The sequence below is a fragment of the Pseudomonas sp. Q1-7 genome (genome assembly GCF_028010285.1).
Classification (GTDB): Bacteria; Pseudomonadota; Gammaproteobacteria; order Pseudomonadales; family Pseudomonadaceae; genus Metapseudomonas.
The window spans coordinates 4310432-4336160 of sequence record NZ_CP116304.1; the positions used below are offsets into that span (position 1 = coordinate 4310432).

General features: G+C 64.6%; 24 protein-coding genes and 2 pseudogenes. 11 read left to right on the forward strand and 15 right to left on the reverse strand.

Features of this window, described 5'->3' with window-relative positions:
- Positions 1-5 precede the first annotated feature (5 nt).
- The 8 genes and pseudogenes from PJW05_RS19980 to PJW05_RS20010 form a co-directional block, all read right to left on the reverse strand.
- Positions 6-536, reverse strand: a complete 531-nt coding sequence (locus tag PJW05_RS19980; RefSeq protein WP_271408703.1) for a chemotaxis protein CheW — start codon at positions 534-536, stop codon at positions 6-8.
- A gap of 11 nt (positions 537-547) precedes the next feature.
- Positions 548-1633 carry a methyl-accepting chemotaxis protein gene (locus tag PJW05_RS19985; RefSeq protein ID WP_442969262.1) on the reverse strand — a complete coding sequence of 362 codons (1086 nt, stop codon included), beginning with the start codon at positions 1631-1633 and terminating at the stop codon, positions 548-550.
- Positions 1634-1720: 87 nt separating this feature from the next.
- Positions 1721-2194 (reverse strand): annotated as a pseudogene (locus PJW05_RS26875) (Tar ligand binding domain-containing protein); the annotation flags it as partial.
- A gap of 39 nt (positions 2195-2233) precedes the next feature.
- Positions 2234-4432, reverse strand: a complete 2199-nt coding sequence (locus PJW05_RS19990; protein ID WP_271408705.1) for a chemotaxis protein CheA — start codon at positions 4430-4432, stop codon at positions 2234-2236.
- Positions 4429-4767, reverse strand: coding sequence for an STAS domain-containing protein (locus PJW05_RS19995; RefSeq protein WP_271408706.1), 339 nt, complete (start codon positions 4765-4767; stop codon positions 4429-4431). Before PJW05_RS19995 ends, PJW05_RS19990 begins: the two co-directional genes overlap by 4 nt.
- A 10-nt stretch (positions 4768-4777) precedes the next feature.
- The gene (locus PJW05_RS20000; protein WP_271408707.1) at positions 4778-5146 is read right to left on the reverse strand and encodes a response regulator; all 369 of its coding nucleotides are present in this window, start codon (positions 5144-5146) and stop codon (positions 4778-4780) included.
- A gap of 29 nt (positions 5147-5175) precedes the next feature.
- Positions 5176-5760, reverse strand: a pseudogene (locus PJW05_RS26880) (methyl-accepting chemotaxis protein); the annotation flags it as partial.
- Positions 5761-6537: 777 nt separating this feature from the next.
- The gene (locus PJW05_RS20010) at positions 6538-7113 is read right to left on the reverse strand and encodes a response regulator (RefSeq protein ID WP_271412270.1); all 576 of its coding nucleotides are present in this window, start codon (positions 7111-7113) and stop codon (positions 6538-6540) included.
- Here PJW05_RS20010 and PJW05_RS20015 point away from each other — a divergent pair.
- On the forward strand, positions 7042-7194 hold the full coding sequence (locus PJW05_RS20015; RefSeq protein ID WP_271412318.1) for a hypothetical protein: 153 nt from the start codon (positions 7042-7044) through the stop codon (positions 7192-7194). The genes PJW05_RS20010 and PJW05_RS20015 overlap by 72 nt on opposite strands.
- 388 nt (positions 7195-7582) lie before the next feature.
- Here the strand turns inward: PJW05_RS20015 and PJW05_RS20020 are convergent, their stop codons facing one another.
- The gene (locus PJW05_RS20020) at positions 7583-8587 is read right to left on the reverse strand and encodes an AraC family transcriptional regulator (protein ID WP_271408709.1); all 1005 of its coding nucleotides are present in this window, start codon (positions 8585-8587) and stop codon (positions 7583-7585) included.
- Positions 8588-9300: 713 nt separating this feature from the next.
- Between PJW05_RS20020 and antA the strand changes: the two genes are divergently transcribed.
- The 9 genes from antA (at position 9301) to PJW05_RS20065 (ending at position 18432) form a co-directional block, all read left to right on the forward strand.
- Positions 9301-10695, forward strand: a complete 1395-nt coding sequence (gene antA / locus PJW05_RS20025; protein WP_271408710.1) for an anthranilate 1,2-dioxygenase large subunit — start codon at positions 9301-9303, stop codon at positions 10693-10695.
- Positions 10692-11183 carry an anthranilate 1,2-dioxygenase small subunit gene (gene antB / locus PJW05_RS20030; protein ID WP_271408711.1) on the forward strand — a complete coding sequence of 164 codons (492 nt, stop codon included), beginning with the start codon at positions 10692-10694 and terminating at the stop codon, positions 11181-11183. Before antA ends, antB begins: the two co-directional genes overlap by 4 nt.
- Positions 11184-11202: 19 nt before the next feature.
- Positions 11203-12228 carry an anthranilate 1,2-dioxygenase electron transfer component AntC gene (gene antC, locus PJW05_RS20035; RefSeq protein ID WP_271408712.1) on the forward strand — a complete coding sequence of 342 codons (1026 nt, stop codon included), beginning with the start codon at positions 11203-11205 and terminating at the stop codon, positions 12226-12228.
- Between the two features lie 228 nt (positions 12229-12456).
- Entirely contained in the window at positions 12457-13620 is a 1164-nt protein-coding gene (locus tag PJW05_RS20040; protein ID WP_271408713.1) for an ABC transporter substrate-binding protein, read from the forward strand.
- A gap of 60 nt (positions 13621-13680) precedes the next feature.
- The gene (locus tag PJW05_RS20045) at positions 13681-14592 is read left to right on the forward strand and encodes a branched-chain amino acid ABC transporter permease (protein ID WP_271408714.1); all 912 of its coding nucleotides are present in this window, start codon (positions 13681-13683) and stop codon (positions 14590-14592) included.
- Positions 14593-14602: 10 nt separating this feature from the next.
- Complete coding sequence (locus PJW05_RS20050; RefSeq protein ID WP_271408715.1) at positions 14603-15622, forward strand: branched-chain amino acid ABC transporter permease; 1020 nt, start codon at positions 14603-14605, stop codon at positions 15620-15622.
- A complete protein-coding gene (locus tag PJW05_RS20055) occupies positions 15619-16368 on the forward strand; it encodes an ABC transporter ATP-binding protein (protein WP_271408716.1) in 750 nt (249 codons plus the stop codon). The genes PJW05_RS20050 and PJW05_RS20055 overlap by 4 nt, the downstream gene beginning before the upstream one ends.
- On the forward strand, positions 16361-17050 hold the full coding sequence (locus tag PJW05_RS20060; protein WP_271408717.1) for an ABC transporter ATP-binding protein: 690 nt from the start codon (positions 16361-16363) through the stop codon (positions 17048-17050). Before PJW05_RS20055 ends, PJW05_RS20060 begins: the two co-directional genes overlap by 8 nt.
- A 128-nt stretch (positions 17051-17178) precedes the next feature.
- Positions 17179-18432, forward strand: a complete 1254-nt coding sequence (locus PJW05_RS20065; RefSeq protein ID WP_271408718.1) for an OprD family porin — start codon at positions 17179-17181, stop codon at positions 18430-18432.
- A 123-nt stretch (positions 18433-18555) separates the two neighbouring features.
- Here the strand turns inward: PJW05_RS20065 and PJW05_RS20070 are convergent, their stop codons facing one another.
- The 4 genes from PJW05_RS20070 to PJW05_RS20085 all read right to left on the reverse strand — a co-directional run bounded on the left by PJW05_RS20070 (position 18556) and on the right by PJW05_RS20085 (position 22074).
- A complete protein-coding gene (locus tag PJW05_RS20070) occupies positions 18556-19419 on the reverse strand; it encodes an alpha/beta hydrolase (protein WP_271408719.1) in 864 nt (287 codons plus the stop codon).
- A gap of 275 nt (positions 19420-19694) precedes the next feature.
- Entirely contained in the window at positions 19695-20606 is a 912-nt protein-coding gene (gene catA, locus PJW05_RS20075) for a catechol 1,2-dioxygenase (protein ID WP_271408720.1), read from the reverse strand.
- A gap of 39 nt (positions 20607-20645) precedes the next feature.
- Positions 20646-20936 carry a muconolactone Delta-isomerase gene (gene catC, locus PJW05_RS20080; protein ID WP_271408721.1) on the reverse strand — a complete coding sequence of 97 codons (291 nt, stop codon included), beginning with the start codon at positions 20934-20936 and terminating at the stop codon, positions 20646-20648.
- Positions 20937-20952: 16 nt separating this feature from the next.
- Complete coding sequence (locus tag PJW05_RS20085) at positions 20953-22074, reverse strand: muconate cycloisomerase family protein (protein ID WP_271408722.1); 1122 nt, start codon at positions 22072-22074, stop codon at positions 20953-20955.
- Positions 22075-22211: 137 nt separating this feature from the next.
- Between PJW05_RS20085 and PJW05_RS20090 the strand changes: the two genes are divergently transcribed.
- Positions 22212-23099, forward strand: coding sequence for a LysR family transcriptional regulator (locus PJW05_RS20090; RefSeq protein WP_271408723.1), 888 nt, complete (start codon positions 22212-22214; stop codon positions 23097-23099).
- 323 nt (positions 23100-23422) lie between these two features.
- Here PJW05_RS20090 and PJW05_RS20095 read toward each other — a convergent pair whose 3' ends face one another.
- Both PJW05_RS20095 and PJW05_RS20100 read right to left on the reverse strand, forming a co-directional pair.
- The gene (locus PJW05_RS20095) at positions 23423-24046 is read right to left on the reverse strand and encodes an NIPSNAP family protein (RefSeq protein ID WP_271408724.1); all 624 of its coding nucleotides are present in this window, start codon (positions 24044-24046) and stop codon (positions 23423-23425) included.
- A 48-nt stretch (positions 24047-24094) separates the two neighbouring features.
- Positions 24095-25372 (reverse strand): OprD family porin, encoded by a 1278-nt coding sequence (locus PJW05_RS20100; protein WP_271408725.1) that lies wholly within the window; start codon positions 25370-25372, stop codon positions 24095-24097.
- Positions 25373-25729: the final 357 nt, after the last annotated feature.

Genomic DNA, 25729 nt, shown 5'->3' on the forward strand with positions numbered 1-25729 from the left:
CCACCTCAGGACGCCACCTGGTCGAGCGCACCAACCAGCTCCGCCAGTTCGTCGAGAGACAAGACCTGGGGAATGTTGAGGACGATGATGAATTGCTCGTTCTGCCTGAGGATGCCGGAAATGAAATCGGCCCGAATATGGGCGCCGAACGCCGGACGCGCCTCCAACTGCTGGCCGTCCACCGCCAGCACCTCGTTCACCGCGTCGACCATGATGCCGAGCAGTTGCAGGCCATCGCCCTGCTCCACCTCGACGATCACCACGCACGTGCGCCGGGCAATCGCCGTGTGTTCGCGACCGAAGCGCACCGCCAGGTCGATGACCGGTACCACGGCGCCGCGCAGGTTGATCACCCCGCGCAGGAACTCGGGCATCAGCGGAATCCGCGTCAGGCCACCGAACTCGATGATCTCGCGGATGTGTTCGATGGGCAGCGCGAACAGCTCTTCCCCCAGGGTCAGGGTGAGGAACTGCTGCGTGGAAGACTCCGTCTGGACCCGGGTCTTGCCCGTGGCCTGGATAGGCAGGCTTGTCATGCGGCGAGCTCCTAGAAACGGGTGAAGGCCGATTCGTCGATGGGCTCATCCAGCAACGTGCGACGCGGGCGTTCCCGAGACATCACGCGCGGCGCCGGCCCGGATTGGCGATCGGAAGGCGGCGGCAGATGTCGGCTGCTGGCAAGCGAACGCTCCTTGATCTGGAAGAACTGGATCATCTCCTGCAACTGTACGGCCTGGCCGCTCATCTCCTCCGAGGTCGACGACAACTCCTCGGAGGCCGAGGCGTTCACCTGGGTGGTCTGCGCCAGTTGAGTCACCGCCAGGTTGATCTGCTCCAGGCCGGTGTTCTGCTCCCGCGACGCCGAGGCGATCTCCTGCACCAGGTCCGCGGTCTTGCGGATCGACGGCACCATCTTCTCCAGCAGGTCGCCGGCCCGCTCGGCCAGGGTCACGCTGTCCGACGCCACCGCGCCGATTTCCTGCGCCGCCACCTGGCTGCGCTCGGCCAGCTTGCGCACTTCCGCCGCCACCACCGCGAAGCCCTTGCCGTGGTCTCCGGCCCGCGCCGCCTCGATGGCCGCGTTCAGCGCCAGCAGGTTGGTCTGGTAGGCAATGTCGTCGATGATGCCGATCTTGTCGGCGATCTGCCGCATCGCCTCGACCATCTCGCGCACTGCCGTGCCACCCTCTTCCGCATCCTTCGATGACTGGCTCGCCATACCATCGGTGATCCGCGCGTTCTCGCTGTTCTGCGCCACGGTCGCCGCGATCTGCTCCACCGAAGCGCTGGTCTCCTCCACGTTCGCCGCCTGTTCCGAGGCGTTCTGGCTCAACGCCTGCGCCGACGCCGCCACCTGTTCCGAGGCCGACGCCAGCGAATCCGCGGTGATGCGCACGTCGCCCATGATCGAGCGCAGCTTCAGCACCATCTGCCGCAGGCTGTAGAGCATGCTGTGCTGGTCGCCGTCACGCAGAACGATATCCACGGTGAGATCGCCGGAGGCGACCCGTTGCAGGCATTCGGCTGCCTCGCGGGGTTCACCGCCGAGCTGGCGCAGCAGGCTGCGGCTGATCAGGGTGCAGAGCAGCCCGGCCAGTAGCAGGGCGGCAACGATGCAGACGATCACCATCATGAAAACCTGCTGGAAACGATCGTGGGCCAGGTCATATTCATGCTTGGCGACGCGCAACTGCAGATCGACCAGTTTGCTGAAACGGTCGGTGACCGGATCGATCTTCTGGTACAGCTCGTTGGCGATGAAGTGCTCCAGCGCCATCTGGTCGCGATTGTCCAGGATACGCCCGAGTTCACTCACGGACAGGTCCGCCATCTTGAGCAGCGCGTTGAGCTCGTCCGCCAACGCACGCTCCTCGTTCACCATGCTGGTGGAGGCGTAGCGATTCCAGCCGTCGCGAATATCGCTCTCGGCGCGTTGCACGTTGCGCAAGCCCTCCTGCCAGCCCAGAGCACCGATGCGCACCTTGTGCGTGGTGTCGACGATGTTCACTGCATAGCGATCAGATATCAGCTTGAGGTCCTTCAACGGCACCACGCGGTCGTTGTAGACCGTATCCAGTCCCTCATTGGTCGCCCGCATGCCCAGTATCCCGAGCAAGCCGATTCCCAGCAGGAAGAGGATAAGAACCCCCGCCACCACGATGAGGCGAGTCGCCACTTTCATCTTGTCCAACATATTTCTCTCCCGCTCTCTTCTATGGAACCCGTGCAGGCTTCAGGCACCCAGGGTGCCGACCAGCCCCGCCTGGGCCTGTCTTTCCGCAGCGACACAGGCGCGCTGGATCAAGTGTGGTACATCGAGGATCAACGCCACGCTCCCGTCGCCGAGAATCGTCGAGCCACTGAGCACCTTGTTCATTGCAAAAATCTGCCCGAGGGGCTTGATCACCGCCTGAAACTCGCCCCCCAACTGGTCGACCACCACCCCGGCGCGCTCTTTCCCAAACTGCAGGACCACCAGGCTCTCCCGCTGCCCTTCCCCCGGTGCGAGGCCGAACAGTTCGCGTACCCGCACGTAGGGCAAGGGTTCGCCGCGCAGGCTGACCAGGTTGTGCCGGTTGTCCTGCTCGACCAGGTCGACGCACTCCACCACGGAGTCCAACGGCAGCACGAAGGACTCCCCGCCCACCCGCACCAGGAAACCGTCGATGATCGCCAGCGTCAGTGGCAGGCGAATGCGCACCCTGGTGCCCTCGCCGTACTCGCTGATCACATCCACTTCGCCGCGCAACTGCTCGATATTGCGGCGCACCACATCCATTCCCACGCCACGCCCGGAAAGGTTGGTGACCTGCGCGGCAGTGGAGAAGCCGGGCTCGAAGATGAGGCGGAAAATCTCGTTGTCGCCGAGCATCTGGTCAGGCTGCACCAGCCCCTTCTCGACGGCCTTGGCGAGAATGCGCTCGCGGTCCAGGCCGCGGCCGTCGTCACTGACCTCGATGACGATGCTGCCAGACTCGTGGTAGGCGTTCAGGCGCAGCGTGCCGCGCGCCGGCTTGCCCTTGGCATGGCGCTGCTCCGACGGCTCGATGCCGTGGTCCATGGCATTGCGCACGATATGCATCAGCGGATCGGCGAGCTTCTCCACCATGGACTTGTCCAGTTCGGTGTCGGCGCCGGTGACCAGCAGTTCGATGTCCTTGCCGAGCTCCTTGCTGATATCCCGCACCACCCGCGGGAAGCGCTGAAACACTTCGCCAATGGCCACCATACGCAAGGACAGCGAGGCATCGCGGATACGCTCGACCAGGCTGGTGACCCCCTCGTTGGCCTCGGCCATGGCCGTGGTGTCGCCCTGGCGCAGGGACAGGCTGGCGGCGGCACCGGCGATCACCAACTCGCCCACCAGGTTGATCAACTGGTCGAGCTTGCCCGCCTCGACCTTGATGAAGACCTGCTCGTGGTTGCGCTTTTCCTCTACCTGCTTCTGCTTGTGCAGGGCCGCGGTCACCACCGGCGGCGCCACCAGACGCTCCTTCACCAGCATGGCACCCAGCTGCGCGGGGGGGTTGGCTTCGTTCTGCCGGACCAGCACCCGCTCCAGCTCGAAGGGCGTCAGCGCGCCGCTACGCACCAGGATTTCGCCAAGTCGGGCCGGGGTTTCGGGCAGGCTGGCGATCAGGCTGTTGAACGACTCGATGGCGCTGTGCGGCGGCATGATGTGTAGCCGGCAATCGTCGCGGATGAATTCGAAGGCGTCTTCGATCTCCTGCTTGCTGGCACTGGAGTCGAACGCGATTTCATAGCCGAGGTAACTGCTCTCCGGGTCGAAGCCGGTGGCCTCCGGCAGGTTGTCGGTCAGGGTGTGCAGGTAGACGATGCGCCCCAGTTTCTGCAGGTAGCGGATGAATGACAGCGGGTCCAATCCGTTGCGCAGGACATCGGCATTGGGCCGCAGGGAGATGTGCCAAAGATCGCTGCTCACACCCTCCTGCGCGAGCACGTCGATACGCTCCGGATTTGGCGCACGGGAGAGAACCGGACCGCTGGCGCTGTTGGCGGCCGCTGGCACCGTCGGCACAGCCGACTCAAGGTAACGGTTGAGCTGTTCGAGCAGGTACTGGCGCCGTTCCGGGTCGGGGTCGTGGGCCTCCTGCCCGTCATCCACCGCATCGAGCATCCGTCCGATGTAGTCGCCGCAGCTGAGCAGCAGCGAGAGCATCGCCGCATCCAGATCGCGTTCGTCGTTACGCACCTGGTCCAGCAGGCTTTCCACCACATGGGTGAAGCTGATCAGCGACTCCAGACCGAACAGGCCGGCCGACCCCTTGATGGTGTGTGCGGCACGGAAGATCGCGTTGACGCGGTCGCTGCTGTAACCGATGGTTTCGATCTCCAGCAGGGCCTCTTCCATCGCGGCCAGGAGTTCGCGGCCTTCCTGCACCAGCGCGCCGCGTGCCTGATCCAGATTCATGGACGTACCCTCGGGTTGCTGAGCGGCAGCACCAGCGGGTCCCCCAATTCCGAGACCAGGTTGAGCAGTTCGATGACCTCGGTGACACAGGAGGAATGGTTGACCAGGCTCAAATGCTTGTCCTGCCGGCGCGCCTCGCGCTTGAGCAGCAGCAGCAGTTGCACGCCGCTGCTGTCGCAGTCTTCGACGTCGGCGAGATCCAGGTCCAGCGCGGACTGGTTGGACAAGACTGCGAGCAGTTCATCCTTCAGATGGGCCGCCTGGTAGATATTGAGTTCGCCCTGAATGGCAACGAGCGGACGGTCACCTTCGGTGAGGTAGCAGATCTTGGCCATCCGGAAGCCCTCAGGGCAGGATCAGCTTGGACACTGCATCGAGCAGCACCGGTGGCTGGAAAGGCTTGACCACCCAGGCGCGAACCCCCGCGGCCTTGCCTTCGGCCTTCTTTGCCTCGCCGGCTTCGGTGGTCAACATGATCACGGGAGTGAACTTATAGGCCGGCAATTGCTTGGCGGATTTGACGAAGGTGATGCCGTCCATGACGGGCATGTTCACGTCGGACACGATCAGATTGATCTTGCGACCATCCAGCTTGCCCAGCGCATCTTTTCCGTCGCAGGCCTCCAGCACGTCATAGCCGGCACCTTTCAGCGCGATGCCGACGACCTGCCTGAAGCTCGCCGAGTCATCCACCACCAGCACGGTCTTGCCCATAGACTTGATTCCTGTTTCCTGACAACGATTCAGAAGAAAGTGACGGAGGATTGCTGGACACCCGCCGCGTGCTGGCCGACATGCACGCGCTGCTGCTCCAGGGTGGTGTAGCTCGCCTCCAGGTTCCGCAGCCACTCACGGCTGTCGGGAATGCCTGACTCATCCAGGCGCGCGCAAAGGCGCGCCATGTCGGAGATGACAAGGGAAGTGATCTGGCTGACTCGGTCCTGGAACTGCAGGTCCACCAGCACAGCGTTGATCGTCCGCTCGATGCCGCGATTGGTATCCTGCAGCGCCCGCAGGCGGTGTTCCTGGGTAGCCATGCCCCGGCCCAGTTCATCCAGCACCTTGGCGACTATGCCCTCGGCCTCCTGGATGCTGGCGCTATTCATCTCGGTCATGCGCTCGGCGTTCTCCACCATGGCCTCCATGGCACGTCCCATGACCTGTACCTTCTCGGTGATCCGTGCGCCAGTGCCGCCGGACAGGGACGACAGCTTGCGCACCTCGTCCGCGACCACGGCAAACCCCCTACCGCTCTCGCCGGCGCGGGCGGCCTCTATGGCGGCATTGAGTGCCAACAGATTGGTCTGCGAGGCAATGGTGGCAACGTCTTCGGCCATGCCATGCAGCTCGGTGACAAAGCTGCTCAGCTCACGGATTTCCACCAGGAAGCGCTCGCGTTCCTCGCGGCTGTCGCCCAGCCGCTGCACCGCCCCGGGCAACTCAACCTGGGCGCCGTGGAGCACGTCGGAGACACGCGCACCGTCCTGTTCGGCGCTCAGCTCCAACACATCACGAATCTGCCGGCTCATCTCGACAAAGCACTCGGCCAACCCGCCGGTGGCATCCCGGGTCTGGCCCTGCACCAGCTCGATGTTGCCCTGCCAGAGGGGCAGCACGCGCGCCACCAGCTCACGCAGGGCTAGCAGTTCCTCGTCGGCCTGTTGCGTCTGGAAGGCAGTGGAAGCTTCGCTCGCGTCCGGCGCGTCGATACGCGGACGCGCCAGGAACATGAACAACCAGCCGCACAGGCCCGCCGCGCCGACCAGGCCCTGCCACCACACATCGGCCAGCATCAGGGGAATCACCAGCAGCAGGGTGCAGCCACACGCCACCCAGGCGCGTGGCGCGCTCGCCATCAGTGATGAATTCTTGGCCATGCAGACCTCTCCAGACTTCTCGGAAGCATTCAAGCCCGCTTACCAAAGGGGCCACCCCGCCAGGGGAAGGGGTCGACAGGCATCGATTACCAGCCTCGCCGGCGCCTCTAGTGGCAACCTGACATATCCCGATCCAGCGAATCGAAGCTTAAGAAAATCGGGCGCAACGGCTATCAGCGATTTGGGAAGCGGGACTAGGTACTTTTACTGAATCGAGGCCCCACCCATTCACTCATCCAGCTTGATGACGCCCTTGCGCAGCGCATAACGGACCAGGCCGGCAAGGTCGCGGATTCCCAGGCGCTCCATGATCTGTGCGCGGTGGGTGTCCACCGTCTTTGCGCTCAGGTTGAGGATGAAGGCGATTTCCTTATTGCTCTTGCCCCGGGCGAGCCAGTAGAGAACTTCCTGCTGACGGCTGGTGAGCTGTTCGGCTGGCGCCTCGCTAACCGGCCTGGACAAGGCGTCGATGACCTGGCCAGCCACGCGCGGACTCAGGTAGCGGTGGCCGCCCAGTACGGACTGAATGGACAACTGCAGCTCCACCACGGCGGCATCCTTGAGCAAGTAACCGGTTGCCCCCATCTGCATGGCCTTCACCACGTAGTCGCGGGTGTCATGCATGGACAGCAGGATGACCGGGAGTTCCGGCCAGCGGGAGCGAACGATGGACAGGGCTTCGAGGCCCGAGCGACGACGCATAGTGAGGTCGAGCATGAGCACATCTGGATCATGGGACTCAACCAGCGCCTCGACCTGATCGCCGTCGTTCCCTTCCGCCACCACTTCATATCCGGCCTCTATCAACAAGGAGCGGATACCTGCCCGGACCAACTCATGGTCATCAACCAATACAACCCTAACGGGCATGCTTTCGTCTCCTAACAGGCTTACCTGCCAGATTGATCGATCAACCACTCCGTTAGTTGATTGCTGCAAGGCACTCCGGCCGAAACGTCACCGAAGAGAACAGAAAATGCTGATGGAGTCGAAAGACGATGGCAATAAGCCATATCCCTAGTCATTTCATCAGAAGATTCAGGGACATCCACTACATTGGGACTATCACTGAGCTGGGCGAATCTAATAGCAGCAGGACGATCCACATACTCCCCTCGGCAGGGGGGACCGACACTTTGGCCGAAATGCCATGCCACGTACGTCCTTCACCCTCCCCCGTCAGCCAGTGGACACTCTAGCGGCCTCGACTTTTCCGGCGGTAAGCAATTGCTGCCAATTTCTCAGCTTTGCATGACAAATTCGGCCAGACCGGCTAGCGGATGCGCCTGGATTCGGCGCGCTGCACCGTCATGCTTGGCGTTTCGTCGAACAACTTGCGGTATTCGCTGGAAAAGCGTCCCAGGTGATTGAAGCCCCAGGCCATGGCGATTGCGGAAATATTGCGCTGGCAGCGGTCCTCGAGAATCTCCTGACGCACGGCCGTCAGGCGGTGCTTCTTGAGAAAGGCCATAGGCGACTGGCCGAAGTATTTCTTGAAGCCTTCGAACAGCTTGAAGCGCGAGACGCCGGAGGCCCGCTCGATGTCCTCCAGGCACAGCTCCTCGCGGGCATGGGTCTGGATGAAATCGCGCGCCCGCACCAGGTAGTGGGGCAGCTTGATCTCCAGCCGCTCGCGCAGCTCGTCGGAGTAGTTGCTCGGCTGGGCGAGGATCAGCCCCTTGATCAGCACGCTCTCCAGGTCGCGGGTGAAAAACAGCTGGCCGTACAGGTCACGGCTGCGCTCCAGCTCGTCGATCAGGTGCCGCGCCATCCGCCACCAGGATGCAGCGGCGCCTTGCGTGGCATCCATTTCGGCCTGGAAGCACAACGGTGCGTCCACGCTGCGCTGAAGCAGGTCCTCCAGGGTCTTGTGCATCGCCGCGCGGGGAATGGCCACCTGCAGCTTGTGGCAGTCGCCGGCGATGGTCAGCTCCTGGTGCTCGTGGGGCGACACGATCACCCCCCAGTCCCGGTCCGAACGCAATAGGCGCCCCGACTTGGACAGTTCCTGCTCACCAGTCAGCGGCAGGCTCAGGCTGTAGCAGTTGAGGCGGAACTCCTCACCCACGCCGATGGTGACATCGGTGCCGTACTCCACGTACCCGAGGGTGGTGGACATGGACGGCAGGACGTTCCCGCTGTGGTGGAACTGGATGCGCTCCGGCCTGGCGGCCTTGAGATGGTGGGGCCCGCAGATGTTGGACATCCAGGAGCGGGCCCCGGCCAGGTCATAGCGATCGGCGGAAATATCTTGGAAATGATGGTTCTTCGTACTCATCACGCGGCACCCAACACGGCAAGTGGACATGCGCGCTCTGACGGCGCGTCGGGGTGATTGAGGCAAGCTCCATGCCACGCCCTGGCGATCCATCGCTGTTCGAAACAAGTGGACAAGATCGGCCAATTCTCCGGATAGGCATCTGCCCCTGAAGCCCCACGCTACAGGGCTGGGCACCCAAGCCCGCCTCAAGGCGGAGCCTGGCCGCCCCACCATGGCGCGAGACCTGAATACGCCGATGGTACGTGCTTGCGAGCTGACTGCGGAGGCCATTCGGCCCGGCCCTGCCATGAGGTGTTACCGAATCGGGCGACATATCGCACACAAAGGTTCGACACCGAATTTTTTGGACATCTTTTCCGTACTTTCCGGATAGCCCCGCCACTGCGCTTCTGCTAGCCAGGGATAAAAGCGTTACCCCACGCAGCCAGGGCCTTGGCAAGCGTTACCCCCACCCGCCGGACTCCCCGAGCCTGGGTACTCCACGACCAGCACACCTCCCGGACATCCGTTTTTTTCACCAAGGCTATCCACATCTTTTGTCCACCCGATAGTTCCTACAGCCCTTTGCGCACGGGGCCTGCGCGCCACCGCGGAAGGCACCGGGCGCCCCAAAATTTACGGCCCGGCTTTGCCAACTTAGCGGATAGACCGTCCCGGCCCCGGCTCCTTCTAATGGCCCCCACTGTTTCGCCCGATGTGGAAGGTGCCCCATGAATATTTCGAACAAGAACATTGCGCAGTGGAGAGAGTACGTCGCCGGTTGCCTGGACTTCCGCCCGGAGGACGGCGTGTACCGTATCGCCCGGGACATGTTCACCGAGCCGGAGCTGTTCGACCTGGAGATGGAACTGATCTTCGAGAAGAACTGGATCTACGCCTGCCACGAGAGCGAGATCCCCAACCCGCATGACTTCATGACGATGCGCGCCGGCCGCCAGCCGATGATCATCACCCGCGACGGCAACGGCCAGCTGCACGCGCTGATCAATGCCTGCCAGCACCGTGGCGCCACCCTCACCCGCGTCGGCAAGGGCAACCAGTCCACCTTCACCTGCCCCTTCCACGCCTGGTGCTACAAGAGCGACGGCCGCCTGGTGAAGGTCAAGGCGCCGGGCGAGTACCCGGAGGGCTTCGACAAGGCCACCCGTGGCCTGAAGAAGGCGCGCATCGAAAGCTACAAGGGTTTCGTCTTCATCAGCCTGGACGTCGCCGCCAGCGATTCCCTGGAAGACTTCCTCGGCGACGCCAGGGTGTTCTTCGACATGATGGTGGCCCAGTCCCCCACCGGCGAGCTGGAAGTGCTGCCCGGCAAGTCCGCCTACACCTACGACGGCAACTGGAAGCTGCAGAACGAGAACGGCCTGGACGGCTATCACGTCAGCACCGTGCACTACAACTATGTGGCCACCGTGCAGCACCGCCAGCAGGTCAACGCCGAGAAGGGCGGAGCCAGCGACACCCTGGACTACAGCAAGCTGGGCGCCGGCGACGCCGAGACCGACGACGGCTGGTTCTCCTTCAACAACGGCCACAGCGTGCTGTTCAGCGACATGCCCAACCCCACCGTGCGCCCCGGCTACGCCAGCGTGATGCCGCGCCTGGTGGAGGAGTTCGGCCAGGCCAGGGCGGAGTGGATGATGCACCGCCTGCGCAACCTGAACATCTACCCCAGCCTGTTCTTCATGGACCAGATCAGCTCGCAGCTGCGCATCGTGCGCCCGCTGGCCTGGAACAAGACCGAGGTCATCAGCCAGTGCATCGGCGTCAAGGGCGAATCCGACGCCGACCGCGAAAGCCGCATCCGCCAGTTCGAGGACTTCTTCAACGTCTCCGGCCTGGGCACCCCCGACGACCTGGTGGAATTCCGCGAGCAGCAGCGCGGCTTCCAGGGTCGCCTGGAGCGCTGGAGCGACATTTCCCGCGGCTACGGCAAGTGGGTCACCGGCGCCACGCCGAACAGCCAGACCCTGGGCATTGCCCCGGTGATGACCGGCACCGAATTCACCCATGAAGGCCTGTACGTGAACCAGCACGCCAACTGGCAGCGCTTCCTGCTCCAGGGGCTGGACCAGAAAGCCCTGAAACCGCAGGAGGTGCAGGCATGAATCCGCAGCTGCAATACCAGATCGAACAGTTCCTTTACGCGAAGTCCGCCCTGTGCGACGCCCAGGACTGGGACGCCTACCTCGACCTGTTCGACGAGCAATGCGAATACCACCTGCCGCAGTGGGACTCCGAGCACGAGTACACGAAGGACCCGAAGCGCGGCATGTCGCTGATCTACTACGCCAACCGCTCGGGCCTGGAAGACCGGGTGTTCCGCATTCGCACCGGCAAGGCCGCCTCGACCATCCCGATGCCGCGCACCCTGCACCAGATCGGCAATGTGCGCATCGCCGAACGCGAGGACGGGCAACTGGAGGTGAAGGCCAACTGGCACACCCTCTACTACCGGCTGGGACAGAGCGAGCAGTTCTTCGGCTACGCCACCTACCACCTCAGGCCCGTCGGCGAGAGCTGGAAGATCACCCGCAAGCACATCGTGCTGCTGAACGACACCATCAACTCGGTGCTCGATTTCTACCACCTCTGATCCACCGGATGTACGTGCCATGAATCACAAGGTCGCCTTCAGTTTTGCCGACGGCAAAACCCTGTTCTTTCCCGTGAAGGGCAACGAAATCCTGCTCGACGCCGCCCTGCGCAACGGCATCAACATCCCGCTGGACTGCCGCGAGGGCGTCTGCGGCACCTGCATGGGACGTTGCGAGTCCGGCAGCTACGAAATGGACTATGTGGACGACGAAGCCCTGTCGGCCAAGGACCTGGAGCAGCGCAAGATGCTCACCTGCCAGACCCGCGTGCAGTCCGACGCCTCCTTCTACTTCGACTTCGACTCGTCGCTCTGCGGCGCGTCGAAGACGGTGCAGGAGCGCGGCGTCGTCACCCACGTGGAACAGGTCTCGCCGACCACCGCCATCCTCCACCTGGATGCCGGCGTCGACAGCCAGCAACTGGACTTCCTGCCGGGCCAGTACGCCCGCCTGCAGGTGCCGGGCACCGACGCCAGGCGCTCCTATTCCTTCGCCAACCGGCCCAACGCCGAGAACAAGCTGCAGTTCCTCATTCGCCTGCTGCCGGACGGGGTGATGAGCAACTACATCCGCGAACGCTGCAAGGTGGGCGACGAGATCCGCTTCGAGGCCCCGTTGGGCGCCTTCTACATGCGCCACATCGCGAAGCCGCTGCTGCTGGTAGCCGGCGGCACCGGCCTGTCGGCGTTCCTCGGCATGCTCGACGACATCGCCGCGAACGGCGGCTGCGGCCAGCCGGTGCACCTCTATTACGGCGTGCGTCAGGTTGCCGACCTCTGCGAGTTGCACCGCATCCAGGGCTACGCCGCACGCATTCCGGGCTTCAGCTTCACCCCGGTGATCAGCGACGAAGGCCAGGATTGGGACGGCAAGCGCGGCTACGTGCCCGAGCACTTCGACGCCACCGCCCTGCGCGAGGCGCCCTTCGACATGTACCTCTGCGGCCCGCCACCGATGGTCGAGTCGGTGAAGGCCTGGCTCACGGAAAACGCCATCGACAACGGCCACCTGTATTTCGAGAAGTTCACCGAGAGCACTACCTGAGGACCGCCCCAGACCCATACGCATTCGTAGGATGGCGCGGGCGGCGTTCCGCTAGAGCGAAGCGAAACCCATCACCGCCATCGATGGGTTTCGCGGGCTCTACCCATGCTACGACTTCAGCGCCGTGCCCATAACCACAACAAATCGCTCCATCCGCTTAACCAAACTGCCCACACAACAACTAAGCAGGCCGGGTCACGACGGCACTGCGCAACCAAGGCGGTAACCATGAAGAAGACCCTGAACCTTGCGATGCTCGGAGCCGCTCTGGCCTCCTCCCTTCCCGCCCTGGCACAGGACCCTGTGCGCATCGGCTTCATCACCACGCTATCCACGCCCGCCGGCTACCTCGGCGAGGACGCCCGCGACGCCTTCCGCCTGGCCATGGACCAGGAAGGCGGCAAGCTGGGCGGCATACCGGTGGAACTGGTGGTGGAGGACGATGGCCTGCAGCCCGCCAAGGGCAAGCAGATCATCGACCGCATGAGCCTGGACGGCATCTCGCTCTACACCGGCGTGATGTTCTCCAACGTCCTCGCCGCCGTGGTCAACGGCGCTACCCAGGGCGACCGCTTCTACATCAGCACCAACGCCGCGCCGTCCAACCTGGCCGGCAAGCAGTGCAAGCCGAACTACTTCGCCGCGTCCTATCAGAACGACGTGCCCCACGAGATGGCCGGCGTCGCCGCCAACGACCTGGGCTACAAGAAGATGGTCATCCTCGCGCCCAACTATCAGGCCGGCCGCGACGCCCTGGCGGGCTTCAAGCGCACCTTCAAGGGCGAAGTCACCGAGATCTACACCAAGCTCAACCAGCTGGACTTCTCCGTGGAGCTGGCACGCATCCGTGCGCAGAACCCCGACGCGGTGTTCCAGTTCCACCCCGGCGGCGGCGGCATCAACTTCGCCAAGCAGTACGGCAGCGCCGGGCTGGGCAAGAGCATCCCGATGGTAGTGCCGGTGTTCTCCATGGACGAGCGCATGCTGGCCGCCACCGGCAACGTGGCCGAAGGCGTGAACGTGGTCAGCGGCTGGAACCCGCAGTCCGATACCCCGGCCAACCTGGCCTTCGTCAAGGCCTTCACCGAGAAGTACAAGCGCGCGCCAACCATGTACGCCGCCCAGGGCTACGACACCGCGCGCCTGATCGGCTCGGCGCTGAAGGCCACCAGCGGCAGCCTCGACGATGCCGACGCCTTCCGCGCCGCCCTGCGCGAGGCGCGCTTCGAGTCGGTGCGCGGCGACTTCCGCTTCGGCAGCAACCAGCACGCAGTGATCGACTGGCACCTGCTCAAGGTCCAGACCGGTGCCGACGGGACGCTCACCGAAGTGCCGGTGAAGACCATCGCCAAGGCCCAGGTGGACAGCTACGCGCCCCAGTGCCCGCTCTGATCCCCCGCTGATCCTCCAGCCCGCCGGGTTCCCGGCGGGCCTTCACCGCAGGACTTCGCCATGCTGTTGCTCGAACAACTTCTCAACGGCCTGCAGTACAGCGCCTTGCTGTTCCTGCTCGCCTCCGGCCTGACGCTGATCTTCGGCATCATGGGCGTCATCAACCTCGCCCACGGCGCCTTCTACATGGTCGGTGCCTTCTGTGCCGCCTACACCGCCATCGCCAGCGGCTCCTTCTGGCTCGGAGGCCTGGCCGCCCTCGCCGGCGCCGCGCTCTACGGCCTGGTGATCGAGACCGGCGTCATCCGCCGGCTGTACAACCGCGATCACCTGGACCAGGTGCTGGCCACCCTGGCCGTGGTGTTCTTCACCAACGAACTCATCACCCTGCTGTTCGGCCGCAGCCCGCCGGCCATGCCGACACCCGACTGGTACAGCGCCTTCGTGGAGGTACTGCCGGGCCTGATGTACCCGGTGAGCCGCCTGCTGTTCATCGGCGCCGGCCTGCTGGTGGCGCTCGGCATGTGGCTGCTGATCAACCATACGCGGCTGGGGATGCTGATCCGCGCCGGTGCCGACGACCACGAAATGGTCGGCGCCCTGGGTGTGAACATTTCGCGCCTGTACACCCTGGTGTTCGTCTTCGGCTGCATGCTCTGCGGCCTGGCGGGTTTCATGGCCGCGCCGCTGCTCTCGGTGGAGATCGGCATGGGCGAGAAGGTGCTGATCACCACCTTCGTGGTGATAGTCGTCGGCGGCGTCGGCTCGGTGCGCGGCGCCCTGGTCGGCGCCCTGCTGATCGGCATGGTCGACAGCCTGGGCCGTGCCTACATCCCACCGCTGCTGGACCAGTTGCTGCCCGCCGACGTGAGCGGAGCGCTTGCCGCCGGCCTGATTTCCGCCAGCGCCTACATCGTCATGGCCCTGGTGCTGCTGGTGCGTCCGCGCGGCCTGCTGCCGGCCCGCGCCTGAGGAGAACCCCATGTCCCGTCGAATCATCATCGACCTGGCCTGCCTGGCCACCTTCGCGCTGATGCCGCTGCTGGCGGCGCTGCTCGACGAACCCTTCCTGGTCAGCCTGTTCACCCGCCTGGCCATCTACGGCATGGCCGCCGCCAGCCTGGACCTGCTGATCGGCTATGGCGCCCTGGTCAGCTTCGGCCATGCCGCCTTCTTCGGCCTGGGCGGCTACGTGGTGGGCATCGTCGCCTTCCATACCGCCCAGGGCATGCCGCTGTGGGGCTGGGAAGGCAGCAACAATGCACTGGTGGTCTGGCCGCTGGCCCTGCTCTGCTGTGCCCTGTTCGGCCTGGTGATGGGCTACCTGTCGCTGCGCACCAGCGGCGTGCAGTTCATCATGATCACCCTGGCGTTCAGCCAGATGCTCTACTTCATCCTCGGTTCGCTGTCGCTCTACGGTGGCGATGACGGCACCCTGCTGAACGAGCGCAACAGCCTGCCTGGCCTCGACCTGAACGACGCCAACCAGTTCTATTACGTCTGCGTGGCCCTGCTGGTGGCCTGGCTGCTGTTCTGCCGGCGCCTGGTGGGATCGCGCTTCGGTTTCGTCCTGCGCGGCCTCAAGCAGAGCGAGCGGCGCACCATCAGCCTTGGCCTCAAGCCCGTGCGCTACCGCCTCACCGCCTTCGTCATCGCCGGCCTCGGCGCCGGCCTGGCCGGGGTGCTCTGGGCGAACTACGCGCTGTTCGTCAGCCCCGACATGGCGTCCTGGCAGAAGTCCGGCGAGCTGATGGCCATGGTCATCCTCGGCGGTGTCGGCAGCCTGCTCGGCCCGGTGCTGGGCGCGGCCGTCTACCTGGGCCTGGAACAACTGCTGAGCCTGTGGACGGAACACTGGCTGCTGATCTTCGGCCCGCTGCTCCTGCTGGTGGTGCTGTTCGGCCGCCAGGGCCTTTACGGCCTGTTGCTGGCCGGCCAGCGGCCGCGCAAGGCCGCCGCCAGGCCCACGCCCGTCGCCACCGCCCGCGAGGTGCATCCATGAGCGCGCAACTGTCGATCCGTGGCCTGGAAAAGGCCTTCGGCGCGGTGAAGGCCACCAACGGCGCCAACCTGGAGCTGGCCGCCGGCGAGCTGCACGCCATCATCGGCCCCAACGGCGCCGGCAAGTCCACGTTGATCTCGCAGATCGCCGGGGAAATCCGCCCGGACAAGGGGCAGATCCTCTTCGCCGGCCGGGACATCACCGCCGTGCCGGCCCATGAGCGTCCACGCCTGGGCCTGGCGCGCTCCTTCCAGGTCAGCCAGCTGTACCCGGACTTCAGCCTGCTGGAGAACGTCGCCGTGGCCATCGCCGCCCGCGAGGGCAAGAGCTTCGGCATGTGGAGCCCGCTGTCCCGCGACCGCCGCCTGCTCGACCCGGCGCGCGGCTACCTGGAGCAGGTAGGCCTGGGCCCGCGCGCCGCAGACCGGGTGAGCGAGCTGTCCCACGGCGAACGCCGCCAGCTGGAACTGGCCCTGGCGCTGGCCCAGGAAGCCTCGGTGCTGCTGCTGGACGAACCCATGGCCGGCATGGGCGCGGAGGAATCCGCGCGCATGACCGAGCTGCTGATGTCGCTCAAGGGCCGCTACGCCATCCTGCTGGTGGAGCACGACATGGACGCGGTGTTCGCCCTGGCCGACCGCATCACCGTACTGGTCTACGGCCAGACCATCCTCACCGGCACCGTCGAGGAAGTCCGCAGCAACGCGCAGGTCCGCGCGGCCTACCTGGGAGAAGAACATGCTTGAAGTCAGTGGATTGCAGGCCGGCTACGGCCTGAGCCAGGTGCTGTTCGACATGCACCTGAAGATCGACCGGGGCGAGGTGGTCTCGCTGATCGGGCGCAACGGCATGGGCAAGACCACCACGGTGAAATCCATCATGGGCCTGCTCAAGCCCAGCGCCGGGAGCATCCGCATCCAGGGTACGGAAATGCGCGGCGCCACGCCCTACCGCATCGCCCAGGCCGGTCTCGGCCTGGTGCCGGAAGGCCGCCGCGCCTTCGGCAGTCTGAGCGTGAAGGAAAACCTGCTGGCCACCGCCAGCAAGGGCGGAAAATGGGATCTCAAGCGCATCTACGCGCTGTTCCCACGCCTGGAGGAACGCCAGGAGCAGTTGTCGAAGACCCTCTCCGGCGGCGAGCAGCAGATGCTGGTGGTGGGCCGCGCGCTGATGACCAATCCGCAGTTGCTGATCCTCGACGAAGCCACCGAGGGCCTGGCCCCAGTGATCCGCGAAACCATCTGGAACTGCCTGGCCAGTCTCAAGGCCGAGGGCGAGACCATCCTGGTGATCGACAAGAACCTCAAGGAGATGGCGCGGGTGGTCGACCGCCACCACATCATCGAGAAGGGCCGACAGGTCTGGCAGGGCACGCCGGAGCAATTGGCCGCGACACCGGAGCTGTCGCACCGCTACCTGGGCGTCTGAGCGACGCCTTAATTCCCGGCCCGTAGTCACGACGGACCGGCCACCCGACGCAACCGCCTCCCGCCGGCCCGCAGAGAAGCCGGCAGAGGACGGCTGCGCCTGAAAATCAGAAGAAGAAGAGTCCAGAGATGATCGACAAGTCCCGTGTGTTACCCCTCCTTGTGAGCACCCTCCCCCTCAGCGCGCTGGCCGCGGAATCCAGCTTCATCGACGACGCCAGCGCCACCCTGCAGCTGCGCAACTACTACTTCAGCCGCGATTTCTCCGGCATCGTCGGGCCGAACAAGCAGTCCAGGGCCGAGGAGTGGGCGCAAGGCTTCATCCTCAACATCAAGTCCGGCTATACGCCGGGACCGGTAGGTTTCGGCCTGGACGCCATAGGCACCCTGGGCCTCAAGCTCGACAGCAGCCCCGACCGGGTCAACACCGGCCTGCTGCCGGTCAAGGAAGACGGCGAGGCGGCGGACGACTACAGCCGTCTCGGCGTGGCCGCGAAGATGCGTGTTTCCAAGACCGAACTGAAAGTGGGCGAACTGCAACCCAACCTGCCGGTGCTGATGTTCAGCGACATCCGCCTGCTGCCGCCGAGCTACCAGGGCGCCAGCCTCGTCTCCAGCGAAATCACCGGACTGACGCTGCAGGGTGGCCACCTCACCGGCACCAGCCTGCGCAACGAGGCCGGCGACGACAAGCTCCAGGCCCAGATCGGCTACCAGCCGCAACGCCAGGCCTCCTCCGATGCCTTCAACTACGCCGGCGCCGACTACGCCTTCAATGGCAACCGCACCAGCCTGGGCGCCTGGTATGCGCAGCTGGAAGACATCTACGACCAGCGCCTGATCAGCCTCAAGCACGCCGAGCCGGTGGGTGACTGGGTGTTGGGCGCCAACCTGGGCTTCTACGACTCCGGCGAGGACGGCAAGCACCTGATCGGCAAGGTGGACAACCAGGCGTTCTATTCCCTGCTGTCGGCCAGGCGCGGCGGCCACACCGTCTATGTCGGCTACCAGGCGATGTTCGGCGACCAGGGCTTCCCCAAGGTATTTGCCAATATCACCCCGCTGGGCAACGAGGTACCCACCTACGAATTCGCCTCGGCCGACGAGCGTTCCTGGCAGGTTCGCCACGACTACGACTTCGCCGCCCTCGGCATGCCCGGCCTGACCACCACGCTGCGCTACATCCGGGGGGACAACGTCGACACCGGCCGTGGCTTCGAAGGCGAGGATTGGGAACGCGACCTGGACATCGGTTACGTCATCCAGAGCGGAAGCCTCAAGGGCCTGGGCGTGCGCATCCGCAATGTCACCGCGCGCTCCAACTACCGCACCGACGTCAACGAGAACCGGCTGATCCTCAATTACACCCTGGCGCTGTTCTAGGACCTGTGGGGGCGAATTCATTCGCGATGCAGACCGCAGGACTGCCCCTTTAGCCTCACCTGGGGGGCACTGCGTGCCCCTTTGCGATTGAAATCGCCCCCACAACAAGTAGGCACCTGCGACTTACAACCCCATCAATTCCATCACCGCCCGATACAGCGGCGTCCCCGGTTGCCCCAGCTCCAGCACCACATCGAAGTGGTTCCTGCCCGGCGCTTCGACGAAGCGTCCGGCCAGGCCGCGCGCGGTCCAGGCATCGAGGAACGCGTGGCTCTGGCGAGCGAACTCGGCGGTTTCCAGGGCCCCGTAGCTGATCATCAGTTCGGCGCCCCGCGCGGGCAGGTGGAAGGCCGGGCTGTTGCGCTGCGCCGCCGCCGCGTCCATGCCCATCCAGTCGTTGATATGGGTGTCCAGCAGCGGATGCAGGTCGAACAGCCCGCTGATGGGCAGGGCGCCGCGCAGCACGTTGTCCGGTACGCCGTAGCGGGCGTGCCAGCCGCCCGCCAGGAGCATCCCGGTCAGATGCCCGCCCGCCGAGCTGCCACTGGCGTACAGCCGCTGCGGGTCGCCGCCGAACTCGGCGATGTGCCGGTGCAGCCAGGCCAGGGCGCGACGCACCTGGTCGACGATGTGGTCAAGGGTCACGGCGGGCGCCAGGTCGTAGTCCAGCACAACCACGCAGGCACCCGCGGCGGTCAGCGCTGGCGCCATGAACGCCGAATCGGCCTTGGACAGGGCCCGCCAGTAACCGCCATGGATAAACAGCAGCACCGGGGCATCCGGCCGCGCGGCAGGGAAGATATCCAGCCGCTCCCCGGGTCCCGGCCCATAGGCCACATCCTTGAAGCAGCGCAGCGTGGCGTGGGCGGCATCGCTCAGGGCGCGGTACTGGCGCGGATACTGGTCGAAATCCTCGACGCTGGCGCGGGCGTTGTATTGCACGTCGAAATACGCGGCCCGTTCGGCCGGATCGCTGGGATGGGTCATGGGTACCTCCGGTGGATTGTCCGAGGATTAGGCGGCAATCGGCGGCGGCGGGATATCCGGATAGTCGGGGATGGTTATCCGGGGAGTGAGACGGGATTGCTTCGCTACCTGTAAGCGCATTCATTCGCGAGAGACCGGGCGCGGGGCCAACCACCCTCACCCCAACCCTCTGGGGTTGTCCGTGCAAACGGGTGTCTGGAGCGCACGCATAAAAAAGCCGGCCAATCGGCCGGCTCAAACAGCGGGGGAACCAGCCTCCCCGCCAAGACGGTGACTCAGGCTTCGGCGCGAACGCGGTCGCGGATGATTTCCTGAGCGGAGCTTTGGGCCTTTTGCAGCTGGAAGCTGAAGTCGATCTCGGCGACGCGACCTTCCACGCCGTGGAGGTTCTCGCCGAAGCGCACTTCACCCACCAGGCCATCGCGGGTGGCGTAGGCGAAGTCGTCCCACAGGTATTCGTCGCCCGACAGGTTGATCTGGGTGGTCAGGTGACGGTAGCCCGGCGCGGAGATGAAGAAGTGGATGTGCGCCGGACGGTTGCCGTGGCGGCCCAGCAGGTTCAGCACTTCCTGGGTGGTGCCATCCGGCGGGCAGCCGTAGCCCGACGGCACGATGCTGCGGGCGCGGTAACGGCCTTCGGCGTCGGTGACGATGCGGCGACGCAGGTTGTACTCCGACTGGGTGGTGTCGAAGTAGGAGTAGGTGCCCTTGGTGTTGGCATGCCACAGGTCGACGATGGCGCCGGCGATCGGCTGGCCTTCGCTGTCCACCACACGACCCTGGAGGAACATCGGGGTGCCCGGGTCGGTGCCGTCGTCCATGCGGGTTTCGCCTTCGGAGAGCGGTGCGCCGGCCACGTAGAGCGGGCCTTCGATGGTGCGCGGGGTGCCGCCGGTGAGGCCGGCCGCCTCGTCCTGGGCGTCCAGCAGCAGGTCGAGGTAGTGTTCCAGGCCCAGGCCCGCCACCAGCAGGCCGGCTTCGCCACGGGCGCCCATGCGGTTGAGGTAGTCCACCGCCTTCCAGAATTCCTCGGTGGTGACTTCCAGGTCCTCGATGATCCGGATGGTGTCCATCAGGATGCGGTTGACCAGCTGCTTCATGCGCGGGCTGCCCTGGTCGTTGTTGAGGCCGCTGGCTTCGTGGAAGAACTTCTGAACGCTTTCGGTACCGGACAGTTTGATAGTCATGGCTATTTCCTCATCTTGTTTTTATCGGTGGCGAAACGATCAGCGATCGTCCGCGTGAATCGACGACGGGTGGCGGCACAAGCCGTCGACCTCGATTTCCATGTAGGGGAACAGCGGCAGCTGCATCAGCGTATCGTGCAGCTCCTCGACGCTGGCCAGGTCGAAGATGCTGTAGTTGGCGTAATGCCCGGCGATGCGCCACAGGTGGCGCCACTTGCCCTCGCGCTGCAGGCGCTGGGCCAGTTCCTTTTCGTCGGCCTTGAGCTTGGCTGCCTTGGCCGGGTCCATGTCGACCGGAAGTTTCACGGTCATCTTCACGTGGAACAGCATGGGTTGATTCTCCTCCTTACTTGCGGCGGAAGAACGCCAGGCGCTCTTCGTCCAGGGCCAGGCCGAGGCCCGGGGTACGCGGCACGTGCAGCTGGAAATCACGGTACACCGGCGCTTCGCTGACGATCTCCTCGGTCAGCAGCAACGGGCCGAACAGCTCGGTGTGCCAGGTCAGTTGCTTGAGGGTGACGAAGGCATGGGCCGACGCCAGGGTACCGATGGAACCTTCCAGCATGGTGCCGCCGTACAGGGCGATACCGGCCGCCTCGGCGATCTGCGCGGTGCGCAGCACGGCACGCGGGCCACCGTTCTTGGCGATTTTCAGGGCGAAGATGCTGGCGGCGCCATCGGCGGCCAGGCTGAAGGCGTCCTCGACACTTTCGATGGATTCGTCGGCCATGATCGGCGCCGGGCTGCGCTGGTTCAGGCGAACCTGGCCGGAACGGTTGATGCGCGAGATGGGCTGCTCGATCAGGTCGATGCCGTTGTCGCCGAGGATGCGGCAGGCACGCAGGGCCACGGACTCGTCCCAGGCCTGGTTGACGTCGACGCGTACGCTGGCGCGGTCGCCGAGGGCCTTCTTGATGGCGATGACATGGGCCAGGTCCTTGTTCACTTCACCGGCGCCGATCTTCAGCTTGAAGATGCGGTGGCGGCGGATTTCCAGCATGTGCTCGGCCTCGCCGATGTCCTTGGCGGTGTCGCCGCTGGCCAGGGTCCAGGCCACCTCCAGACCGTCGCGCACGCGGCCGCCGAGCAGCTCGCTGACCGGCAGGCCGAGGCGCTTGCCCTGGGCATCCAGCAACGCGCTTTCCAGGCCCGACTTGGCGAAGGTGTTGCCCTTGGCGGCCTTGTCCAGGCGCAGCATGGCGGCGTTGATGTTGCAGGCGTCCTGCCCGACCAGCAGCGGAGCGAGGTGGCTGTCGATATTCTGCTTGATGCTTTCCGGGCTCTCGTTGCCGTAGGACAGGCCGCCGATGGTGGTGGACTCGCCGAGGCCCTCGATGCCGTCGGAGCAGCGCAGGCGGATCACCACCAGGGTCTGGTTCTGCATGGTGTGCATGGCCAGCTTGTGCGGGCGGATGGTCGGCAGGTCGACGATGATCGCCTCGACGCTTTCGATCAGGACTTGACTCACTTCAATACCCATCAGGTTCGTTTCATCTGGTATCGGATAGTGGCCGCGACAAACAACGGGGTCCAATATAGAGTTTGTCTAGCTCGATACCCACAGAGTATCGAAAACGCCAGAACCGCCACCTGCCCGGAGTCCCCATGGAACTTCGCCACCTGCGCTACTTCCAGGCGCTCGCCGAAACCCTCAACTTCACTCGCGCCGCAGAACGCCTGCATATCGCGCAACCCCCGCTGAGCCGGCAGATCCAGCAGCTGGAAGACGAACTGGGGGTGACCCTGCTGGAACGTGGCCGACCCCTGCGCCTGACCGAAGCCGGGCGCTTCTTCCATGAGCATTCCAGCACCCTGCTCGAGCAGTTGACCAAGGTCTGTGACAATACCCGGCGGATTGGCTCGGGGGAAAAGGCCTGGCTGGGCATCGGCTTCGCCCCGTCCACCCTCTATGGCGTGCTGCCCGACCTGATACGCCGCCTGCGCAGCGATGCCGGGCTGGAACTGGGCCTGTCGGAAATGACCACCCTGCAACAGGTGGAGTCCCTCAAGGCGGGGCGAATCGACGTCGGCTTCGGCCGTATCCACATCACCGACCCCGCCATCCAGCAGCAGGTGCTGACCCTCGACCCGCTGGTGGCTGCGCTGCCCGCCGGGCATCCCTTGCTGCCCGGTCCGGTGAGCCTCACCGACCTCGCCCAGGAACCCTTCGTGCTCTACCCCGGCAATCCGCGGCCGAGCTACGCCGATCATGTGCTCTCGCTGTTCGCCGCCTACGGCCTGCAGATCGAAGTGGCGCAATGGACCAACGAACTGCAGACCGCCATCGGCCTGGTGGCGGCCGGCATCGGCATCACCCTGGTGCCGGCCTCGGTGCAGGTGTTGCACCGCATCGACATCGGCTACGCCACCCTGCAGGAGGCCCAGGCCACCTCGCCCATCATCATCAGCCGCCGCGCGGGCGACGCCTCGCCGGCGTTGACCCATTGCCTGGCATTGATCGAGGAGCTGGCCGAGGGGCGGATCGGAGCGTGATGCGGAAATGTAGGATGGGTAGAGGCACGAAACCCGTCGCGTCAACTGCATGGGTTTCGCTCCGCTCGCGGAACGCCGCCCGACCCATCCTACGGTTGTGCAACCAGTTCGTAGGATGGGTTGAGCTTGCGATACCCATCAACCGTGGTCCGCATGGGTTTCGTACCTCAACCCATCCTACGGTTCCGCATGTCCACCGCAGGGGCAACTGCGCTGCCCATTCGCGAATGAATTCGCTCCCACGAAAAGCAATCGCCCACCACATCAAAAAAAGGCCCGCAAAGGAGTGGAACGGGCCGAGGTAAAGCGTGAAAAAGATGCCGCTACTGCAATGGCGAGAAGGTCGCTGGCAGGTAGACGGTGGAATGCATTTCGCGCAGCTGCGGCCCGGAGTTTTCCGGCGGCCAGACGCCGTCGGCCACCGCGCGGGTGCGCACGTCCAGGCGTTGCTCCAGGCTCGCGTAGGGCCAGATGTGCAGGTAGCGCGGGGTGCGGCCATCGGTGGCGTAGAAGGCCGCGTACACCTGTGAATAACGGTCCGTCGTGCGCGGCCCGACGGCCTTCTTCCAGCCCTGCAGGGTGGGGGCCAGGCCGGAGGGGATCAGGTTGTATTCGCGCAGTTCGTAGAAGGGGCCGTGGGCGCCCGGCGCCAGGGGTTCGAGGAAAGGAAAGAGGCTGTAGTTCTCCACCTTCATGTCGAGCATGAAGGCTTCGATGCCGAAGGCGTCCCGCGCCAGCAGGAAGCGTTCGCGCTCGGTCTGGCGTGCCGCCTCGTCGCTGAACCCCCGCAGCACCGCGATCTGGTTCAACGGGCCGATTTCCGAAGACCAGCAGCCGACCAGGGTGCAGCCCGGAGCCGCTTCGGCCAGTGTGGACTCCAGGCGCGCCAGGGCCGCCGCCGGAGTACGCACGCGCAGGGTGAAGGTAATGAGTTCGTAGAGTCGCATCGGGGTCTCGCTCGCGGGGCCGACCGTTTCCGGCCGGCCCTCGATGGGTCAGAACTTGAAGGTGTAGGTGGTGATCAGGCGGTTCTCCTGGTAGTCCGGGCCTGAGGCGCTGCCGTTGCCGTAGCGGGTCTTGACGTCGATGTTGCGCCACTCGAAGCCGACGCCCTTGAGCGGGCCGCTCTGCACCACGTAGCTGAGGTAGAGGTTGCGTTCGCTCTCCACGTTCTGGTCCAGGGCGTTGTTGCCACGGTCGATGCCGGTGCCGCGCAGGTAGCGGGTCATCAGCTTCAGGCCGGGCACGCCATAGGCGGCGAAGTCGAGGTCGTAGCGCAGTTGCCAGGAACTCTCGTTGGGCTTGACGAAGGCGACGGTGGACCAGTTCACCAGGTAGGGCTGCGGCGCATAGCCGTTCAGCGTGGGGAAGGTGCTTTCACCGAGCATGCGCTGGTAGCCGACGCCGATGGCGTGGGCCCCCTTGCGCAGGGTGGTCATGGCGCCGTAGGAACGGTTGTCGATGTCGCCGTAGAGCGCCTTGCCGTCTTCGCTGTTGTCGAAGTAGCGCAGGTCGGTCTTCAGGCCGTAGCCATTGCCCAGGTCGGCGGTGTGGGTCGCGCCCAGGTAGTGCTGCTGGTAGATGTCTTCCAGCTGGCCATAGAAGTAGCTGGCGGTCAGCGAGGGGGTGAAGGCGTAGGTGGCACCGCCGAAGTTCAGGCCATCGCTGCGACGTTTGATGTCCGGCCCGTTGAACAGGTACATCTTCTCGCGGTTGGAGGATTCGCGGCTGCTGATCTCGGTGAAGCGCCCGCCGGTGAGGGTGAGCCTGTCCACCTCGCGGGATTCCAGCAGGAAGCCGTGGTAGGTGGTGATCAGTTGGCGGCTGTCGTCGTAGAAGGCCACCGGCAGCATCGGACGGTGCTCGCCGACCTTCAGCTCGGTCTTGGAGTAGCGCATCTTGCCGGTCAGCGCGGCGCGGCCGTAGTCGCGCACCTGCTCACCCTTGCTGTCGTCATAGGGAATGATGGTGTCCGGGCCACGGCCACCACCGCCGTCGAGGCGATAGGCATATTGCGCTGAAACATCCAGGCCGAACTGAAAAGTGCCTTCGGTATATCCGGAGATGGCGCGAAAGTCGAAACCCTGGGTCCAACTTCCAATGCGCGACTTGGGCGCATCATCCTGTTTGAAGTCACGGTCGATATAGAAGTTTCGCAAGCCAAGGCTGATTTGCCGATCCTTCACGAAGTCCGCCTGGGCAGACATCGGCATGAGCATCCCCATCAGGCCCGCGGCAGCGACGCCGCTGGCCAGCCAGCTTTTATGGAACATGGACGTGATCCTTTCTTACCTGTGCACGCAAGGCACATCGAGTGGGAGCAGATTAATTGGCAAGAAGTGCAACTTCGGCAGTTAATCCACGTATTTGTTTTTATAACCACTTACTGCAAAAAGGTCGTGGCAAGGCCCGCCACCCGAACAGGTACGGGCGCCCTCGATTTCTAGTTATGGGTACAACTTCAAAAACGGATGAATGACAACTTCATCCGACATTCCGGATTGAATCCGAAATTCTTACCATTCGAACTCCGCTTGTTGGGCTTCGCGTAGCTCAGCCACAACCTACAAAAGCGCTCGGACCGGTAGGTTGGGTAGAGCGAAGCGAAACCCAACAACACCCGTCATCCC

Bases quoted from the DNA above. Each gene is read 5' to 3' on its own strand.
- PJW05_RS20065 (WP_271408718.1), top strand. From the start codon at position 17,179: ATGATCGACAAGTCCCGTGTGTTACCCCTCCTTGTGAGCACCCTCCCC.
- catA (WP_271408720.1), bottom strand. From the start codon at position 20,606: ATGACTATCAAACTGTCCGGTACCGAAAGCGTTCAGAAGTTCTTCCAC.
- PJW05_RS20090 (WP_271408723.1), top strand. From the start codon at position 22,212: ATGGAACTTCGCCACCTGCGCTACTTCCAGGCGCTCGCCGAAACCCTC.
- PJW05_RS20050 (WP_271408715.1), top strand. From the start codon at position 14,603: ATGTCCCGTCGAATCATCATCGACCTGGCCTGCCTGGCCACCTTCGCG.
- catC (WP_271408721.1), bottom strand. From the start codon at position 20,936: ATGCTGTTCCACGTGAAGATGACCGTGAAACTTCCGGTCGACATGGAC.
- PJW05_RS20020 (WP_271408709.1), bottom strand. From the start codon at position 8,587: ATGAGTACGAAGAACCATCATTTCCAAGATATTTCCGCCGATCGCTAT.
- PJW05_RS19980 (WP_271408703.1), bottom strand. From the start codon at position 536: ATGACAAGCCTGCCTATCCAGGCCACGGGCAAGACCCGGGTCCAGACG.
- PJW05_RS20070 (WP_271408719.1), bottom strand. From the start codon at position 19,419: ATGACCCATCCCAGCGATCCGGCCGAACGGGCCGCGTATTTCGACGTG.
- PJW05_RS20095 (WP_271408724.1), bottom strand. From the start codon at position 24,046: ATGCGACTCTACGAACTCATTACCTTCACCCTGCGCGTGCGTACTCCG.
- antC (WP_271408712.1), top strand. From the start codon at position 11,203: ATGAATCACAAGGTCGCCTTCAGTTTTGCCGACGGCAAAACCCTGTTC.
- PJW05_RS20100 (WP_271408725.1), bottom strand. From the start codon at position 25,372: ATGTTCCATAAAAGCTGGCTGGCCAGCGGCGTCGCTGCCGCGGGCCTG.
- PJW05_RS20015 (WP_271412318.1), top strand. From the start codon at position 7,042: ATGGGACTCAACCAGCGCCTCGACCTGATCGCCGTCGTTCCCTTCCGC.
- PJW05_RS19985 (WP_442969262.1), bottom strand. From the start codon at position 1,633: ATGATGGTGATCGTCTGCATCGTTGCCGCCCTGCTACTGGCCGGGCTG.
- antA (WP_271408710.1), top strand. From the start codon at position 9,301: ATGAATATTTCGAACAAGAACATTGCGCAGTGGAGAGAGTACGTCGCC.
- PJW05_RS20045 (WP_271408714.1), top strand. From the start codon at position 13,681: ATGCTGTTGCTCGAACAACTTCTCAACGGCCTGCAGTACAGCGCCTTG.
- PJW05_RS20000 (WP_271408707.1), bottom strand. From the start codon at position 5,146: ATGGGCAAGACCGTGCTGGTGGTGGATGACTCGGCGAGCTTCAGGCAG.
- PJW05_RS20060 (WP_271408717.1), top strand. From the start codon at position 16,361: ATGCTTGAAGTCAGTGGATTGCAGGCCGGCTACGGCCTGAGCCAGGTG.
- antB (WP_271408711.1), top strand. From the start codon at position 10,692: ATGAATCCGCAGCTGCAATACCAGATCGAACAGTTCCTTTACGCGAAG.
- PJW05_RS19990 (WP_271408705.1), bottom strand. From the start codon at position 4,432: ATGAATCTGGATCAGGCACGCGGCGCGCTGGTGCAGGAAGGCCGCGAA.
- PJW05_RS19995 (WP_271408706.1), bottom strand. From the start codon at position 4,767: ATGGCCAAGATCTGCTACCTCACCGAAGGTGACCGTCCGCTCGTTGCC.
- PJW05_RS20040 (WP_271408713.1), top strand. From the start codon at position 12,457: ATGAAGAAGACCCTGAACCTTGCGATGCTCGGAGCCGCTCTGGCCTCC.
- PJW05_RS20055 (WP_271408716.1), top strand. From the start codon at position 15,619: ATGAGCGCGCAACTGTCGATCCGTGGCCTGGAAAAGGCCTTCGGCGCG.